Raw genomic sequence first — 14,593 nt, 5'->3', positions numbered from 1 at the left:
ATGATAGAGGGGAGGAGAAAAGATGAACTGGAAACGTTACATCGGGATTGGAGCATTGATGTTGCTCTGTACGGGTGCCGGTTTTTTGCTGGGACAAAAAGTCCAGGCGGATACCGGTACACCAGGTTCGTTAGCTGATCCTCTGGCCTCCCAAAGTTATGTCAATCAGGCGGTAAATCCGAAAGTACAGGAATTGCAGGCCAAAATCCAGCAGCTGACTACAAAAGCTACAGCATTAGAACAACAGGTGAAATTGCTGGAACAACAACTGGCCCAGGTAAAGAAATAACCTCAACCCCACCGGCCCAGGTGGGGTCATGGTTTGAGAGGAGGAATATCCATGGAGAGGAGACACAGGGAAAGGGGCTTTGCTGCCCTGGTGGTGCTGCTGCTGGTACTTGTCATAACAGCGGCAATTGGTTACGGAGCTGCTGGCCTCTGGCTGGGGGAAGATTCCCGGAAAGGTCCTGGCCTGCTACCAGGAAATTTGCGCAAATTTTTTGCCGGTGGACCTACCACTTTTCTCTTGTTAGGGGTTGATGCCCGACCAGGAGAAAAGGACGCCCGGACAGATACTATTATAGTGGCCCAGCTGGACCCTGAAAAGAAAAAACTGGTAATGGTTTCGGTTCCCCGGGATACCCTGGTGGAATTGCCAGGCCATGGCCGGGAAAAAATAAACAGTGCCAATGTATATGGCGGTGTGGATCTGGTTAAGCAAGTAGTCTCCGAGATGCTGAATGTGGAAATCGACTACTATATCAAGACCAATTTTGAGGGCTTCAAACAAGTGGTAGATACCCTGGGTGGGGTCGATATTGAGGTGGAAAAGCGCATGGTCTATCGGGACCCCACTGATGGGACGTATATCAACCTCAAGCCCGGTTTGCAGCATTTAAATGGCAAAGAAGCCCTGGACTATGTACGTTTTCGTCATGATGCCCTGGGGGATGTGGGGAGAACCCAGCGACAGCAACATTTTCTGAAAGCAGTAGCTGAAGCAGCCCTCAAGCCTTCGGTGGTTACCAAACTGCCCCAGCTGATGAAGGATATTAACCAGGCAGTCCAGACGGATATGTCAGTGGGCGAAATGGTCAAGTATGCCACTTTGGCCCGGGATTTTGGCCAGCTGGAGATTGTTTCCCAGACTTTGCCCGGTCAATTTTATAACAATCACGGCAGTTACTGGAAACATGATGCCACTATCGCCAGGACCTTAATTGCCGACTTGATGAACGGCAAGACCTATCCGATGATTGTAGGGGCAGATATCAATGAGGATGAGCGGCCGAAGAAGAAGGTAAGCCGTAAGACCCAGGTTGCTAAAGCCAGAGATAGCAAATCAACAACTGGCAGTGAGAAAAAAACTTCTACCCAGCCGGTTAATAATAATCCAACCCAGACGCCAGATTCTAATCAGAACGGCTCAGCTACCGGCAACGGAGGGAATGAGAATTTAGCTCAAACCCCTGCTGGCAGCATTAATGGCAGCGGATCCGCCAGTACGAATAACGGTAGTGGTACGAGCTCTACCTCAGGTGGTGATACGACCGGTGGAACTACCCCGGAAGGAACTACTCCTGTTGGGACGGAACCCGGAGGGAGTGGGAGCGGTGGTACTCCCGTTACTTCCACCCCTGCTCCGGAGAGTGGCTCCCAGACCACGCCGCCATCTCCGCAGGGGTAACAGAGCAAAGGAGGATGGAATTTGCGGCAGCAGATACTGGGGGTTGCCTTTGATCGGTTGACACTAGCCACAGCGGTTGAACGGATAGAAGAGCTGGTAGTATGTGATAGACAAGCCCCTGCCCTGGTGATTACTGCCAATCCGGAAATGGTGATGCTGGCCCGCCGGGATGAGGAAATGGCCCGGATCCTGGCGGCTGGAGATCTGGTAACAGCTGACGGCATCGGGATTGTGCTGGCAGCAAAAATCCTGGGTTGCCCGTTACCCCAGCGGGTAACGGGCATTGATTTAGCCCAGAGCCTTTTTGACCTGGGGAAGTATAGTTTCTTCTTTCTGGGGGCACGGCCGGGAGTAGCAGAAGAAGCAGCGGCCCGGCTTCAGTCTATCTATCCTGGCCTCAAGATCGCAGGCTGGCATGATGGCTATTTTCAGGATGATGAAGGGGTAATAGCGGCAATCAACCGGGTAAGGCCGGATATATTGCTGATAGCCATGGGCATGGGGCGTCAGGAAAAATGGTTCTGGAAAAACCGGCACCGTTTGCAGGTGAAAGTAGGCATCGGCGTCGGTGGCTGTTTTGATGTCTGGGCCGGACGGGTGAGGCGGGCTCCTATATGGTTACAGAAACTGGGGTTGGAGTGGTTTTACCGTCTGATCAAGGAGCCCTGGCGCTACAAGCGGATGCTGGTATTACCAGAATTTTTATTATTAGCCTTAAAAGAACGACTTGTCAGGGGAAAAGCCCGGTAGTACAATGATATAGGAGGGATTGGGAGTGGTCATGGAAGCCAGGGAAATTATGGAGATTATACCCCATCGCTATCCCTTTTTGCTGGTAGACCGCATTCTGGAACTGGAAGCGGGCAAACGAGCGGTGGGTATCAAAAATGTCACTATCAATGAGCCTTTTTTTCCCGGGCATTTCCCCGGTTATCCAGTAATGCCGGGGGTGCTGATCGTGGAAGCGCTGGCCCAGGTAGGGGCAGTAGCCATCCTGTCCCAGGAGCAGTTTAAAGGCCGTTTGGCCTTCTTTGCTGGCATTGATGGCGTGCGTTTTCGCCGCCAGGTCTTGCCGGGTGACCAGCTGCGCCTGGAGACGGAATTGCTGAAACTGAAAGGTACTGTCGGCAAGGCCCGTGGGGTGGCTACTGTCGATGGGCAAGTAGTCTGTGAAGGGGAATTGATGTTTGCCTTAAGCTAATGTCAGAGGACTGGAGAGGAGAAAGATGGAGACAATGGCTTTATCCCTGGCAGCGGCCTGGGGCATGGCTCTATTGACTACACCGCTGGTCAGGAAGCTGGCTTTTAAGGTGGGGGCGGTAGACCAGCCCAACCACCGTAAAGTCCATGCCCGGGTGATGCCCCGCATGGGTGGTGTGGCGATTTATCTGGCTTTTGCAGCCCTGGCCCTGTTGACTCAGGGATATCGTCCGGAAGTCTGGGGGCTGATCCTGTCGGGAGGTATTATTGTAGCAACTGGGTGTCTGGACGATATTATGGAAATATCACCGAAAGTTAAATTGATGGGCCAGGTAATAGCTGCGATCGTATTGATGGCCTTTGGCGTGAAAGTCAGTGTGATCACCAATCCCCTGGATGGGGGTGTGATCTTCCTGGACTGGTGGGCCTATCCGGTTACCCTTTTCTGGCTGGTCGGGATCAGCAATGCTGTTAACCTGATTGACGGCCTGGATGGCCTGGCGGCAGGTACCAGTGTAATCGGGGCTGTCACCATGGGGATTGTGGCCTGGCAACAGGATCCGGCGGTAGCTATCCTGGCCTGGTTGCTGGCTGCGGCTACCCTGGGCTTTATGAAATATAACTTTCATCCGGCCTCCATTTTCATGGGGGATGCGGGCAGCCTCTTTCTGGGCTTTGCCCTGGCGGCCCTTTCCATCATGGGGGTAGCCAAAGGGGCTTTTGTCATGTCGGTGTTCGTTCCCATCCTGCTGGTGGGGGTACCGGTGCTGGATACTACCTTTGCCATCGTCAGGAGAATGGCGAATGGCAAACCCATCTTTCAGGCAGATAAGGCCCATTTACATCACCGCCTGATGGCTTTGGGTTTATCCCACAAACAGGCGGTACTGGCTATTTACCTGATCCACGCTATTTTTTCCCTGGCAGGGATTCTGGTCAGCTTCCTGCCTGCCCGTTTAGGCTGGCTGGTACTGGGGGCGTTGACCTTGCTCGCCTTTATGGGGGGGCGCTGGCTGGGTGTGATTGGGCGGAGAGGCTATGAGGTCCATCACCATAGACACTAAAGTTGGGTAGAGGGTTTCTATCTTCCGGATAGAACCCTTTTATTTTCCAGGAGCGGTAGGGAGGGAAATTGATGAAAAACAGCGCAAAATTCTGGCTTGGGGCAGTAATGCTGCTAGTCCTGCTTCTGGGGGGCGCAAACGGGGCTGGAGCCGCAGAACCCTGGTGGTATTATGAGCAACTGCCTTTGGAGCCGGTAGTGGCAATTTATACAGCACCAGACGGTAAAGAAATCGTAAGTTTGTCCTCTGCCTGGTCTGACCCTGGCAAATTACAGGCCTTATATTATGAGTTAAAAAACAATGTTCACGGTAAGGAATGGGATTACCTGGGTGGAGTGGTTATTTACCCTGATTATCCCCTGGGCCGGGGCGTAGGAGGTCTTTATGTTCCGGAACTGGGCTGGGACAGCAGAGGACAGAGATATGTCACACCTAAACGGCCGATTTTTTTATTTGGCGGTGACGAGCAGACAGAGCTGGCTGATGTCGCCAAAACTATGGCCCATGAATATGGTCACCATTTTACGGTCTACTATTTCTGGACTAAATATGGTGTAACCTTTGACAACTACTGGCGCACTCCCTGGTATGATATCCGGCAGGGGATTCGGGACCCGAGGGTAAATAACGGCAGCCATGCCTGGGACCCGGCAGAGATTGCGGCTGATGATTATGCCCAGCTCTTTGGTTCTCCCCAGGCCCGCCAGTTTACTAAATTCACCAGCCAGTTTGGCTATTTCAGCAGCAGCAGCTATAATCTTTCTCCCCAGGAAAACCTGGCCCTGCCTCTGGCAGCTCAGGTGCCGGGGCTGGAAGCCTACTGGCGGCAGCTGGCCGGTCTGCCTGCAGCTACCAATCAGCCGCCTAAGCCACCCCAGCTGGCATTAACCGGCAGCGGCCAGGATGAAAGGGGCCATTACCTTACTTTCTCCTGGAGTCAGGCGGTAGATGACCGCTATCCTGCCAGCCTGGAATACACTCTGGTCTATCACGGGCCCAATGATACTCTGGCTGCTCCGGTTGCCTATACCTTTGGAGATAACCGGGAGGCCAGGTTTTACCTGGGGCGGGAAACGGGTTCTTATTATTTTCGGGTCTTTGCCAGAGATGCCAGCGGGTATGTGGTTTCCTCGCCAATATTAGTGATAAATCTGTCTAACCTCCCGGCACCGACTGCTGTCCCCAGGGGCTGGTTGTTCTGGGATATTGGGCCCGATTACTGGGGTTATCTCCAGGTAGAGAAAGTAACTGCAAGAAAGATTCTTGTACCCAATGCTTATAACAACTTTGTTCCCTGGGGCAATATCACCCGGGCCCAGCTGGCAGTTTTTCTGCAGCGGGCCTTCCCACAGGCTCCAGCGACCCAAACACCACCGGTCTTCAAGGATACAAGCAACCATAGTTATGCCTGGTATATCAACTGGGCAGCCAGCCGGGGCTGGCTGAAAGGGACGCCCCAGGGCTATTTCTATCCTGACAAGCTGGTGACTAGAGCGGAGCTGGCGGCGGTACTGGCCCGTTTGCCGGGTGTGGACCAATTGCCCGTAGCGCAAAGTGGTGGCCTTTTTCCTGATACCACCAACCACTGGGCCAGGGACATTATCCGGGATGATGTTCGCCGTGGGCTGATGTATGGCAATCAACAGGGATATTTTAATCCGGATCGGGCGACGACCAGAATTGAATTTTCCGTAGCTTTGAGTAAATTGCTTTGAGTTCAGGACAAAAAATAAATTCCCCCTATGGTAGTTATAAAAGCTAACATAGGGGGATTGTTTTTGGGTGCCGGGTATTTTTTAGTCCGGTACTCTGGCATATTTAAAAGCTGTGGGGGCCTGGCCGGCCGGTAGGAGCAAATCCTGGCTGGTTTTTACTTCGATCTTGACTCCATTGACATTGATTAGCTGATCCAGGGTTCCGCCCAGAATATTGATACCAGCGGTAAGCGAGGCACTGTCACCGATGGCCTGGATTACATAGGGGTAGGTTATGGCATGACTGCCGACAATGGTATTGCCACTGGCACTCTGGGTGATGGCAGTATACTGGGTCAGGCGGATGCCATTTATGGCTATACCTTCAGCCCCCACATTCCAGAGCTCATTGATAATGCGGATCAGGTCATCATAACCGATGGGCGTCTGACTGGAAACGGTGATGGTAATGCCAGGCCCCCGCAGGGGTGCCAGGGCACCGGCAGCTCGCAGGCGGCTGTTTTCTTCCCTCAGGGCGGAAAGGAGACGCTGGCCCTGGCTGGGGTCGGACTTGATCAGGCGCAGGCGGTTCTCCAGCTCCCACTTTTCCTGTAACAGAGCTTCCCGCTTTTCATTCAGGGTCTTGATCACTGAGGCCAGGTTTTCCTGGCTCTGTGCCGTATAGTCTCTGAGGGCTGCTTCCTGGGTGTTGAGCTGGACTGATACCAGCAGCCCCAGGCTGAAAGTGGTAAAAGCCAGAGGTAGCTTTAATTTCTGCCAGTGCATGCTTAACTTCCTTTCTCAGCCGGTGGAGTCAGCGGCTGACCGTAGCGCAGGGCCAGGGCACCACTGTAGGCCGGCACGAGGATTTTCTGGTGTTGTTCGATTCGGATGGGATAATCCAGAGATTTGAGCACACTATAAGTAAAGCCCCTTTCCACAGCCCGTTTCAAAGCGACGGGGTCCCCGATGGCCTTGATCTGATAGGGGGCGGTCAAACGGTTGGAATTGGTGAAAACGATAAAGCCGCCGCACTTGATATCACTGGAACTGATTATCCGCTCACCATTGACAGCGATGGCTTCGGCACCCCCTGCCCTGAGGTCATTGACCAGGTAGACCAGGTCGCTGTCATGGACCAGATAATCCCAGTAATCCACTTGCTGGTTTTCCTTGCGGGCCAGTTCCAGGGCCTCCGTGCGGTCATTGACCACTATTACCACTCCCGGTCCTTCCACTGGTGTCAGACCGACGAGGGCGCGGGTCAAATCCATTTGGGCCCTGATTGCTTGCAGTGTCAGGCTGCCTTCTGCCTTCTGGCTGGCTTCCCATTCTGCCAGTTGCTGGCGTAGACTGCTGACTTCTTTTTCTATAGCCTTGTTTTCCTTTTCCAGGCGGGAGGCCATGGCGGCCAGGGTCTCTGCCCGCTTGGTATTGGGACCGTTGGTTAACTGGTCATGGATGCGCAAATCGATGGCAATGAGTAAACCGGTCAAAACCGCAATTAAGGCGATAGGGGCTTGCCAGGGTGATAGTTCCCGGCGCTTGAGGGAGAGTTTCATTTTCCTGTGCCTCCTGCAAAATTTCTGGGAATTTATGCGGAAAAGAAAGGGATTTAGCAATTTAAAGCGAATTTCTTTATAGTCTTTGGAAGGATAGGGAGGTCAGGGTATGCCCGGCTCTAACACCTATTATAGCATTATCGCTTTGTTAGACATAGCCCTTGTTACTTTTGTTTTATATAAAATCTTTTTGTTAATTAAGGGAACCCGTGCCATCCAGCTCTTGAAAGGGCTGGGTATATTGCTGGCGGTCACCATTATCAGCCAGTGGGCTGGACTCTATACTATTAACTGGTTATTGCAAAAAACGATTGGGATGGTGTTTGTGGCCCTGCCGGTAGTGTTTCAGCCGGAATTGCGCCGCGCCCTGGAACAACTGGGACGGGGCAAAATCTTTGCCAGCTCTTCCCGGCAGCTGGGGCCAGAGGCCAGAAAACGGTTGCTGGAGGAGCTGGTTCGGGCCATCAGCCAGGCCAGTCAGCAGAAAATAGGGATGTTAATCGTACTGGTGGGGGAAAGCAAATTGCATGAATTTACGGAAACGGGTACATATATCGATGGAGTGGTTTCCCGCGAATTGCTGGCTAATATCTTTAGTCCCAATACCCCCCTCCATGACGGTGCGGTAATCATCGATGGGGAGCGAGTGGTAGCAGCGGGCTGTCTGTTACCTCTGTCGGAAAACCGGGAGGTAGGGCGGGAGCTGGGTACCCGCCACCGGGCCGCCCTGGGTATCAGTGAAGTTTCCGATGCGGTAGCTATTGTAGTTTCGGAAGAAACAGGTACCATTTCCGTTGCTCAGGAAGGCAACCTGACTCGCTATTTAAGTGAAAAATCCCTTAAAGAAATGCTGGAGGTTCTATACAGTGCGCCGGAAAACCAGAACCGGCCCTGGTGGAGGAAAGTAAGATGAAAAGATTCTGGGAACGCAATACCGGACTGAAATTGCTGGCTCTCCTGACTGCTATTGTCCTCTGGTTTTACGTCAATCAGCTGGAAACCGGGGGCCAGCAGGAGATTCAGGCGACAGTACCAGTAGTGGTCAAAAACCAGCCAGCACAGCTGGTCATCGTAGAAATGCAGCCCACGGTGAATGTCCGTTACCTGAGAGGAAACAAGACTACCCTGCCGCTCTGGGGCAACCGGACCGGTGCTGAAGTCAAGGCGGAAGTGGATTTGAGCCAGGCCAAAGCCGGCCTGAACTGGGCCAAAGTCAAAGTGCAGGTACCCGAAGATGCCCGCCTGCTGGAAGTGAGTCCGGCCCAGATTGCTATTCGTTTGGAACCCTGGAACAAAACCCGCTAAGGAGGCTGCCTATGGCTATTCGCATCAATAATCTCAGGTTACCGCTGGAACACAGTGAACGGGAACTTACCCGCCAGGCGGCCCGGGAGCTGGGCCTGAAGGAAAAGGATATCCTTAGTCTGCAAATCGTGCGGCGCTCGGTAGATGCCCGGCGCAAGGACAGGATCTGGTTCGTCTATGCCGTTGATGTGGAGGTAACTCAGGAAGAACGGGTGCTGGCCCGCTGCCGGGGCAAAGGGCAAATTGCAGCCGTCTCTACACCGGCTGCGGAACCGGAACTGAACAAAGGCAGTCTGCTTTTGAACCAGCGGCCCATTGTGGTAGGAGCAGGGCCTGCGGGGCTGTTTGCCGCCTTGCTGCTGGCCCGCTATGGTTATCGGCCGCTGGTGCTGGAACGGGGAGCCGATGTCCACAGCCGGGCAGCAGCGGTGGAGGAATTCTGGAGCACCGGCAACCTGGATCCCCGCAGCAATGTCCAGTTCGGGGAAGGGGGTGCTGGGACCTTTTCCGATGGCAAACTCACTACCCGCATCGATGACCCCCGCCGCTTTCTGGTGCTGAAGGAGCTGGTTAAGGCCGGGGCACCGGAGGATATTCTCTATGTACATAAGCCGCATATCGGTACGGATATATTGCGCCGGGTGGTGGTCAATCTGCGCCGTCAGATCGAGGCACTGGGCGGGGAGGTGCGCTTCCTGGCCCGGGTTACCGACTTGATTCTGGAAGGAGACCGGATACAGGGAGTCATTGTTAACCATACGCAGGAAATTCCGGCTGAAGTAGTGATCCTGGCAGTAGGTCACAGTGCCCGCGATACCTATCGCATGTTACACCGGCATCAGGTCAGCCTTACGCCTAAAGCCTTTGCCATCGGTGCCCGCATTGAACATCCCCAGGCACTGATCGACCGGGCCCAGTATGGCGCCTTTGCCGGGCATCCTCGCCTGGGAGCGGCGGATTATCACCTGACCTATCAGGATGAGGAGAGCGGGCGGGGAGCCTACACTTTCTGTATGTGCCCCGGCGGTCAGGTAGTGGCCGCTGCTTCAGAACCAGGCCAGGTGGTGACCAATGGCATGAGCAACCGGGACCGGGCCAGCGGCACCGCCAATGCTGCCCTGGTAGTGCAGGTATTCCCTCCTGATTTTCCCGAGGAGGGACCGCTGGGTGGGATCGCTTTTCAGGAAAAATGGGAACAGGCCGCTTTTCGCCTGGGGGGAGAAAGCTATCAGGCTCCAGCCCAGCGGGTAGAGGACTTTCTGGCCGGTCGTCCCAGTTCAGAAGTAAAAGGGGCCAGTTACCGACCGGGTATTACTCCTGCCGACTTGCATCGAACTCTGCCGCATTATGTTGCCAAAGCCATGGAAAAAGCTATAATAAATATGGATAAAAAACTGAAAGGATTTGCCCACCCCGACGCGGTTTTAACCGGGGTGGAAACCCGCACTTCAGCTCCGGTCCGTATCAACCGGGGAGAAGACCGGCAGGCCCTGGAGATTGCTGGTCTCTATCCGGCCGGAGAAGGAGCCGGCTATGCCGGAGGTATAATGAGTGCAGCGGTAGATGGCTTGAAAGTAGCGGAAGCCATTATCCAGCGCTATCGGGAAGGAGATTACTGAGATGGGAAAATTGTTTGGTACTGATGGGGTACGCGGTATTGCCAATCAGGAATTGACCCCTGAGCTGGCTTTTCGCCTGGGCCGGGCCGGGGGTGCAGTGCTGGCCCGGGCAGCCCGGGAACAGGGGATAGAGCGGCCAGCACTGGTGATCGGCCGGGATACCCGCATTTCCGGCCAGATGCTGGAGAGCGCTCTGGTAGCCGGTCTTAATTCAGCAGGAGTGGATGCCTGGCTGGCCGGGGTGATTCCCACGCCGGCGGTAGCCTATCTGATCCGGGCCTACGGAGCCCAGGGCGGGGTAGTGATTTCCGCTTCCCACAATCCAGCTCCGGATAATGGGATCAAGTTTTTTGGCCCCAGTGGCTACAAGCTTACTGATGAACAGGAGGAAACTATTGAAGCCCTGCTGGGCGAAACGGCAGAGGAGGACCACCTGCCCCGGCCCATCGGGGCCCAGGTTGGCCGGGTGCGTCAGCTGGAGGATGCGGAAGATCGCTATCTGGCCTTCCTCAAATCCACCATCCCGGGCGATCTGAGCGGCCTGAAAGTGGTGGTGGATTGCGCCAATGGGGCCGCCTGCCGGGTTTCCCCCCGCCTGCTGCGGGAACTGGGGGCGGAGGTTTTGGTCATCAATGACCAGCCTGATGGGCTCAATATCAATGCCGGCTGCGGTTCGACCCATCTGGACGCTCTCAAGGCAGCGGTGGTGGAACACGGGGCTCAGGTGGGGATCGCCCATGATGGTGATGCTGACCGGGTGCTGGCTGTGGATGAAAAAGGCCAGGTTATCGACGGGGATGTAATCATGGCCCTCTGCGCGCTGGCATGGCAAAAACAGGGCCGACTCCAACAGAATACCCTGGTGGTAACGGTGATGACCAACCTGGGCTTACATCTAGCTTTAAAGCCCAGGGGCATCAACATCCTGGAAACCAGGGTAGGGGATCGCTATGTCCTGGAAAAAATGCTGGAAAGCGGCGCCGTCCTCGGGGGCGAGCAATCAGGGCATATCATTTTTCTGGACTACAACACTACCGGTGACGGGGTGTTGACGGGATTGCAGTTACTGCATATTATTAAAGAGGCGGGTAAACCCGCTTCCGCAACAGCTGCGGTGATGGAACGCCTGCCCCAGTTCCTGGTGAATGTGCGGGTGAAGGATAAGGAGGCGGCCATGGCCAGCCTCAAGGCCCAGGAAGCTATCCGCCAGGCGGAAGCTCAGCTGGCCGGCCAGGGCCGGATTCTGGTGCGGCCTTCCGGCACTGAACCCCTGATCCGGGTGATGGGCGAAGGCCGGGACGGAGCCTTAGTGGAAAAACTGGTACGGGAAATTGCCGCCATTTTTGAACAGATGTAGGCTATAAGCAAGCGGGCCGCCTGCTGCGGGCGGCCCCCTGGCCTTAATTTTTTAAGGGGGTGAGACATGAAGAAAAAGAGCAACGGGCATACTGAAAAAAAGCGCCGGGACTCCTGCGGGAGTTGACGAGGTGAGGGAGCATCGAGGTTTCGGCGGATGCCCTCCGGTGAGGGGCCCAGGCCGTAAGGACGGGACAAAACCTGGCAGTGATGCCAGGGCCAAAACCCGTACCGGGGCCCGGATTTTGGCTTGAGGAGGATAACTTGCATGTGTGGAATCGTCGGCTATATCGGTAGTAAACCGGTTGTACCTATATTGCTGGATGGACTGGCTAAACTGGAGTACCGGGGTTATGACTCCGCTGGTATCGCTGTCCTGACAGAGCAAGGCATTGCTGTGGAAAAAAGCGTGGGCAAACTGGCCATACTGGCAGAAAAACTGGCCCACAATGCTCCCCAGGGTACTCTGGGCATCGGCCATACCCGCTGGGCCACTCATGGCCGCCCCAGCGATATCAACAGTCATCCCCATACTGACTGTGCGGAAAAATTTGCGGTTGTCCATAACGGGATTATTGAAAACTTCCAGAAGCTGAAGGAATGGCTGGCCGCCAATGGCCACACCTTCCGCTCGGAAACGGATACTGAGGTACTGCCCCACCTGGTGGAACATTTCTACCAGGGCGATTTGCTGGCCGCCGTTCGGGAAGTGGTGAAACACATTGAGGGCTCCTATGCCCTGGGCATCATCTGCCAGGATGAGCCCGACAAAATCGTGGCCGTGCGCAAGGACAGCCCCCTGGTGGTTGGCCTGGGTCAGGGGGAGAATTTCATTGCCTCTGACATCCCCGCCATTCTCAGCCACACCCGCGATACCTATATTCTCAATGACGGGGAAATGGTTCTGCTGACTGCCAATGAGGTCAAGGTCTTTGATCAGCAGGGGCAGGAAATCAACAAGGAAGTCTTCCGGGTCCACTGGGATGTGGAAGCAGCGGAAAAAGGCGGCTATCCTCATTTCATGCTGAAGGAAATCCACGAACAGCCCAAGGCCCTGCGGGACACCCTCTCCGGCCGTCTGGCCACCGATAACTCCCGGGTCCTGCTGGAAGAACTGCAAATGACACCGGAGGAAGTAAAGCAGATCAAGAAGATATTCATCACCGCCTGTGGTACCGCCTATCACGCCGGAATTGTAGGCAAGTATGTCATCGAAGACCTGGCCCGTATTCCGGTGGAAGTGGATATCGCTTCCGAATTCCGCTACCGCAATCCCATTATCGACCAGGATACCCTGGTAGTGGTGATCAGCCAGTCCGGCGAAACCGCCGATACTCTGGCTGCCCTGCGGGAGGCCAAAAACCGCGGCGCCAGAGTGCTGGCCGTTACCAATGTGGTGGGCTCTTCGGTGGCCCGTGAAGCCAACTGGGTGATTTACACCTGGGCTGGTCCCGAAATCGCCGTGGCCTCCACCAAGGCCTACACCACCCAGCTGGTGGTGATGTATCTGCTCGGCCTCTACCTGGCCCAGCAGCGGGGTACCCTTACCCAGGAGCAAATCAGGGAAGTGGTCACCGCCCTGCGGGAACTGCCCGCTCAGGTGGAAGCCATCCTGGGCCGGGAAGAGGAAATCAAGGGTTTTGTGCAGAAATACGCCCACTGTGAGGATGTGTTCTTCCTGGGCCGCAGCATCGACTATGCAGTGGCTATGGAAGGCTCTCTCAAGCTGAAGGAGATCTCCTATATCCACGCAGAGGCCTATGCCGCCGGGGAGCTGAAGCACGGTACCCTGGCCCTCATCGTCGAGGGGATTCTGGTGCTGGCCCTGGCTACCCAGATGGATGTCTTCGATAAGATGGTGAGCAATATCAAGGAGGTCAAGGCCCGCGATGCCTCGGTGGTGGGCATCACCTTCGAAGGGGAAGAGGAGCTGGCCAAGAGTGTGGATGAGGTGATCTATATTCCCCGCACCCATAAGCTGACCAGTGCGGTGCTGACGGTGGTACCGTTGCAGTTGATCGCCTACTATGTGGCGGTGGCCCGCGGCTGTGATGTGGATAAACCGCGGAATCTGGCCAAGAGTGTGACTGTGGAGTAAAATGAAAAGGAAAAGGGTTGAGCGACGAGCTCAGCCCTTTTTGTTGTATCTAACGAGTGATATTCTCGAGCTGGGGTTGGTGAGTACCTACCGTTAGCTGAACGTACGGACTGAGGTGCACGAATCCAATTGTTCAGCGCTACACCGATTATAGGCTTATTTTAATTCTTTTATTAATAAATGTGTATAATTTCGGGCACCATGTAATACGCGATATACATATACTTTATTTTCTATAACCCGGTAAAAAGCTATATAAGGTTCAACGATAATCATGTGGAAATTAAACTTTTTCAGCGAGGGATCGAGTAACGGGGTTCCAGAATGAGGAAAATTCTCTAAACGGCTCAAGGCGTGCATAATACTTTCAAGTATACTATCTGCAGCGCTTGGATTATCTACCATAATATAATCAAATATCTCGTCTAGGTCTGTATATGCGGCAGGGAGTAGTTCTACATTATATTTTTCCATGGATTTTCTCCTTGAGCCGTTTTTGTGCCTCAGCAAGCGTGATGGTCGGCTCGCCAGCAAGGCGTTGTTGTTCGGCCAACAATAATTTTTCGCGGAGATCAAGCATAGCTTCTCGACGTTCAAAAGCCTCAATACTCATTATTACAAGATCGCCTTCACCATTTTTTGTGATGTATATAGGTTCTGCTTTTTCATGGGCAAGCTGGGAAATGGTATTATATTTATTACGAAGCATTGTAGATGATTTTATAATCATTTAATTGGCCCCCTAGTAGAATATTCTACTTTTATTATACGATAATTCTAATAGAATATAAATAGGCTTCTCCTCTCGATCCGGCAGCTGGCCAAAGATTTGCACATTAGTGTAATCACCACAAAACGGGCTTATGGGAATTTTTCTCTATCTCTTCAAAACAGCAGTAATTCCTCTTACTGCTAGCGGAAAGTGGCGAGGTATTGCAGATATTCTGGCAGTAGGTTTTTATTTATCTGGAGCAATAACTCTGTTCGGGATTAGTTTTTTTAGAAATT

At 53.9% G+C, this 14,593-nt stretch carries 17 protein-coding genes; 13 read left to right on the top strand and 4 right to left on the bottom strand.

What is annotated here, in order from left to right; all coding sequences use genetic code 11:
• Positions 1-22: 22 nt before the first annotated feature.
• The 6 genes from B5D20_RS05245 (at position 23) to B5D20_RS05220 (ending at position 5,666) form a co-directional block, all read left to right on the top strand.
• Complete coding sequence (locus tag B5D20_RS05245) at positions 23-289, top strand: hypothetical protein (protein ID WP_078665179.1); 267 nt, start codon at positions 23-25, stop codon at positions 287-289.
• Between the two features lie 51 nt (positions 290-340).
• Entirely contained in the window at positions 341-1,687 is a 1,347-nt protein-coding gene (locus B5D20_RS05240) for an LCP family protein (RefSeq protein ID WP_078665178.1), read from the top strand.
• Between the two features lie 21 nt (positions 1,688-1,708).
• Entirely contained in the window at positions 1,709-2,437 is a 729-nt protein-coding gene (locus tag B5D20_RS05235; RefSeq protein ID WP_078665177.1) for a WecB/TagA/CpsF family glycosyltransferase, read from the top strand.
• Positions 2,438-2,468: 31 nt separating this feature from the next.
• Positions 2,469-2,888 carry a 3-hydroxyacyl-ACP dehydratase FabZ gene (gene fabZ, locus B5D20_RS05230; RefSeq protein WP_078665224.1) on the top strand — a complete coding sequence of 140 codons (420 nt, stop codon included), beginning with the start codon at positions 2,469-2,471 and terminating at the stop codon, positions 2,886-2,888.
• Between the two features lie 25 nt (positions 2,889-2,913).
• Positions 2,914-3,951: a glycosyltransferase family 4 protein gene (locus B5D20_RS05225; RefSeq protein ID WP_078665176.1), complete on the top strand. Its 1,038-nt coding sequence runs from the start codon at positions 2,914-2,916 to the stop codon at positions 3,949-3,951.
• 71 nt (positions 3,952-4,022) lie between these two features.
• Positions 4,023-5,666, top strand: a complete 1,644-nt coding sequence (locus tag B5D20_RS05220; RefSeq protein WP_078665175.1) for an S-layer homology domain-containing protein — start codon at positions 4,023-4,025, stop codon at positions 5,664-5,666.
• Between the two features lie 81 nt (positions 5,667-5,747).
• Here the strand turns inward: B5D20_RS05220 and B5D20_RS05215 are convergent, their stop codons facing one another.
• Both B5D20_RS05215 and B5D20_RS05210 read right to left on the bottom strand, forming a co-directional pair.
• A complete protein-coding gene (locus tag B5D20_RS05215; protein WP_078665174.1) occupies positions 5,748-6,431 on the bottom strand; it encodes a DUF881 domain-containing protein in 684 nt (227 codons plus the stop codon).
• 2 nt (positions 6,432-6,433) lie between these two features.
• Positions 6,434-7,207 carry a DUF881 domain-containing protein gene (locus tag B5D20_RS05210; protein ID WP_078665173.1) on the bottom strand — a complete coding sequence of 258 codons (774 nt, stop codon included), beginning with the start codon at positions 7,205-7,207 and terminating at the stop codon, positions 6,434-6,436.
• A gap of 109 nt (positions 7,208-7,316) precedes the next feature.
• On the opposite strand from B5D20_RS05210, the gene cdaA reads away from it, so the two are divergent.
• From cdaA to glmS, 6 genes are all read left to right on the top strand, one after another.
• Complete coding sequence (gene cdaA, locus B5D20_RS05205; RefSeq protein WP_078665172.1) at positions 7,317-8,120, top strand: diadenylate cyclase CdaA; 804 nt, start codon at positions 7,317-7,319, stop codon at positions 8,118-8,120.
• Complete coding sequence (locus B5D20_RS05200) at positions 8,117-8,512, top strand: CdaR family protein (protein ID WP_078665171.1); 396 nt, start codon at positions 8,117-8,119, stop codon at positions 8,510-8,512. Before cdaA ends, B5D20_RS05200 begins: the two co-directional genes overlap by 4 nt.
• A gap of 11 nt (positions 8,513-8,523) precedes the next feature.
• Positions 8,524-10,131 (top strand): NAD(P)/FAD-dependent oxidoreductase, encoded by a 1,608-nt coding sequence (locus B5D20_RS05195; RefSeq protein WP_078665170.1) that lies wholly within the window; start codon positions 8,524-8,526, stop codon positions 10,129-10,131.
• Position 10,132: 1 nt separating this feature from the next.
• Entirely contained in the window at positions 10,133-11,488 is a 1,356-nt protein-coding gene (gene glmM / locus B5D20_RS05190; protein WP_078665169.1) for a phosphoglucosamine mutase, read from the top strand.
• 130 nt (positions 11,489-11,618) lie between these two features.
• Entirely contained in the window at positions 11,619-11,741 is a 123-nt protein-coding gene (locus B5D20_RS14190) for a hypothetical protein (protein WP_278307787.1), read from the top strand.
• A gap of 14 nt (positions 11,742-11,755) precedes the next feature.
• The gene (glmS, locus tag B5D20_RS05185; protein ID WP_078665168.1) at positions 11,756-13,585 is read left to right on the top strand and encodes a glutamine--fructose-6-phosphate transaminase (isomerizing); all 1,830 of its coding nucleotides are present in this window, start codon (positions 11,756-11,758) and stop codon (positions 13,583-13,585) included.
• 156 nt (positions 13,586-13,741) lie between these two features.
• On the opposite strand, the gene B5D20_RS05180 is transcribed toward glmS, so the two are convergent.
• Both B5D20_RS05180 and B5D20_RS05175 read right to left on the bottom strand, forming a co-directional pair.
• Positions 13,742-14,059, bottom strand: a complete 318-nt coding sequence (locus B5D20_RS05180; RefSeq protein WP_078665167.1) for a type II toxin-antitoxin system RelE/ParE family toxin — start codon at positions 14,057-14,059, stop codon at positions 13,742-13,744.
• Positions 14,046-14,315 (bottom strand): type II toxin-antitoxin system Phd/YefM family antitoxin, encoded by a 270-nt coding sequence (locus B5D20_RS05175; RefSeq protein ID WP_078665166.1) that lies wholly within the window; start codon positions 14,313-14,315, stop codon positions 14,046-14,048. Before B5D20_RS05175 ends, B5D20_RS05180 begins: the two co-directional genes overlap by 14 nt.
• 133 nt (positions 14,316-14,448) lie before the next feature.
• Between B5D20_RS05175 and B5D20_RS14065 the strand changes: the two genes are divergently transcribed.
• Positions 14,449-14,593, top strand: a 145-nt coding sequence (locus B5D20_RS14065) for a DUF6803 family protein (protein ID WP_341429559.1), incomplete at its 3' end; no start/stop codon positions are given.

The sequence above is a fragment of the Carboxydocella sporoproducens DSM 16521 genome (assembly GCF_900167165.1).
Lineage (GTDB): Bacteria > Bacillota.
The sequence above is the reverse complement of the archived record's forward strand: the minus strand, read 5'-3'. Positions and strand labels throughout refer to the sequence as shown.

Excerpts from the sequence above, each read along its gene's own strand:
- B5D20_RS05245 (WP_078665179.1), top strand. The coding sequence starts at position 23 with ATGAACTGGAAACGTTACATCGGGATTGGAGCATTGATGTTGCTCTGT.
- B5D20_RS05240 (WP_078665178.1), top strand. The coding sequence starts at position 341 with ATGGAGAGGAGACACAGGGAAAGGGGCTTTGCTGCCCTGGTGGTGCTG.
- fabZ (WP_078665224.1), top strand. The coding sequence starts at position 2,469 with ATGGAAGCCAGGGAAATTATGGAGATTATACCCCATCGCTATCCCTTT.
- B5D20_RS05225 (WP_078665176.1), top strand. The coding sequence starts at position 2,914 with ATGGAGACAATGGCTTTATCCCTGGCAGCGGCCTGGGGCATGGCTCTA.
- B5D20_RS05220 (WP_078665175.1), top strand. The coding sequence starts at position 4,023 with ATGAAAAACAGCGCAAAATTCTGGCTTGGGGCAGTAATGCTGCTAGTC.
- B5D20_RS05215 (WP_078665174.1), bottom strand. The coding sequence starts at position 6,431 with ATGCACTGGCAGAAATTAAAGCTACCTCTGGCTTTTACCACTTTCAGC.
- B5D20_RS05210 (WP_078665173.1), bottom strand. The coding sequence starts at position 7,207 with ATGAAACTCTCCCTCAAGCGCCGGGAACTATCACCCTGGCAAGCCCCT.
- cdaA (WP_078665172.1), top strand. The coding sequence starts at position 7,317 with ATGCCCGGCTCTAACACCTATTATAGCATTATCGCTTTGTTAGACATA.
- B5D20_RS05200 (WP_078665171.1), top strand. The coding sequence starts at position 8,117 with ATGAAAAGATTCTGGGAACGCAATACCGGACTGAAATTGCTGGCTCTC.
- B5D20_RS05195 (WP_078665170.1), top strand. The coding sequence starts at position 8,524 with ATGGCTATTCGCATCAATAATCTCAGGTTACCGCTGGAACACAGTGAA.
- glmM (WP_078665169.1), top strand. The coding sequence starts at position 10,133 with ATGGGAAAATTGTTTGGTACTGATGGGGTACGCGGTATTGCCAATCAG.
- glmS (WP_078665168.1), top strand. The coding sequence starts at position 11,756 with ATGTGTGGAATCGTCGGCTATATCGGTAGTAAACCGGTTGTACCTATA.
- B5D20_RS05180 (WP_078665167.1), bottom strand. The coding sequence starts at position 14,059 with ATGGAAAAATATAATGTAGAACTACTCCCTGCCGCATATACAGACCTA.
- B5D20_RS05175 (WP_078665166.1), bottom strand. The coding sequence starts at position 14,315 with ATGATTATAAAATCATCTACAATGCTTCGTAATAAATATAATACCATT.